Source organism: Streptomyces sp. NPDC058632, from assembly GCF_042717095.1.
Taxonomy (GTDB): Bacteria; Actinomycetota; Actinomycetes; order Streptomycetales; family Streptomycetaceae; genus Streptomyces.
Genome location: NZ_JBHXQZ010000215.1, coordinates 1 through 1,279, shown reverse-complemented (window position 1 = coordinate 1,279; position 1,279 = coordinate 1). Strand labels below are relative to the sequence as shown.

Annotated in this window: 1 protein-coding gene; it reads right to left on the bottom strand. The window is 42.5% G+C overall.

Going from position 1 to position 1,279, the window contains the following annotated elements:
- Positions 1-405 (bottom strand): hypothetical protein (locus tag ACFWVE_RS35045; protein WP_384023322.1); only part of this gene is annotated, 405 nt, incomplete at its 3' end.
- Between the last annotated feature and the right edge of the window lie 874 nt (positions 406-1,279).

Sequence of the window (1,279 nt, the reverse complement as noted above, 5' to 3'; positions counted from 1 at the left end):
ATTATAAATGTCTTTCCATGTGCCTTTGCCAAAAAGGTTTGGATTCGGCATAAATGTGCCACGACCGACAGGGAGAATAATGTCCTTATCTTTTAATTTTCCAAGATAATTTGCAAAGGTCTGTGGTTTTAAATTAAGCTTTTCACAAATCATGTCTTTGCCGTATTTGCTTATATTAATCAACCCATCATAGTCCATACGCTTCATAAGCTCGTATAAGATGGAGTTGTTTGGAAGATCGTAGAGGCGATTAATATCGTCTAAATAAAGCTTTATATATTCAGGTTCAGCAGGAAACTGAATAATAGTTTCTTTTGATGATGAAATAACTTCGCCGGTTTCGTTATTTACTGCATGTGTTTCATGTGTGTATATATGGTTTTTTGTAGGTCTTTTAGAAGACATAATATGTTCCTATAAATAGTTGCTTATTCCCAGTATATACCATTTTAAAAGTATTGTCAATACCCTTAAAAGAGTACAAAGCATACCCCCACACGGTAACGAACTTACTTTTAAAAAAGTACAATTTAGAGCCTTGAAATAGCGAGGGTATACTTTTTTTTACACTCATTTCATACCCCCACAGAGTATAAAACTTACCTCCACAGAGTATAAAACTTACCTCCACAGAGTATAAAAATTGGCTGAAAGCCACGGAATACGTGGTTCCCAGTATCTTATATCTTGTATTACCCTCTTTTGACCTTCGTTATAGCAATCAAAAATAAGGGCATTTTCAGCCCGTTAGATTGCATTCGGATAGGACGGATCTACCGCAACGCGAAGCAGGTTCCACAAGCCTCGTTATGGTGATTGAGTGGGTGGCCTAGGCCGTAGGACGACGGCAAACCATGAGATCAACAGAGCGAGAGCACTGGGGAAAGCCATCGCCCGAATGGGCTGGCGTCCTGTAAATGCGGTAGCTCCGTCGGATCTATGTGCTGCAATCGAGCCTAACGCCTCACTGCGTTCGTTGTTGGGCCATTTGACACGCTTGGCCAAAAAGCCGGCCAACCATGTCAAACGACCTTAATCGGCTCGCTAATGGGCTATCAGGAGCTTCTAGGGTGGAATGGGATCGATGGATCACCATCGTCACTGTCCAACCCGCTTTTGATTTTCGGGGACTGACAGCACACCCCCACATTCCCTGGAGGGAAATGTTCAGGGGTGTAATGGCACCGTTGCCGGTGCTGTTCTGGTGATAAAAGCAAGGGCAACGCAGCTTTTAAAAACAGACAGCCTCTGGAATAAACCGGAACGGTTTATGTAAGAC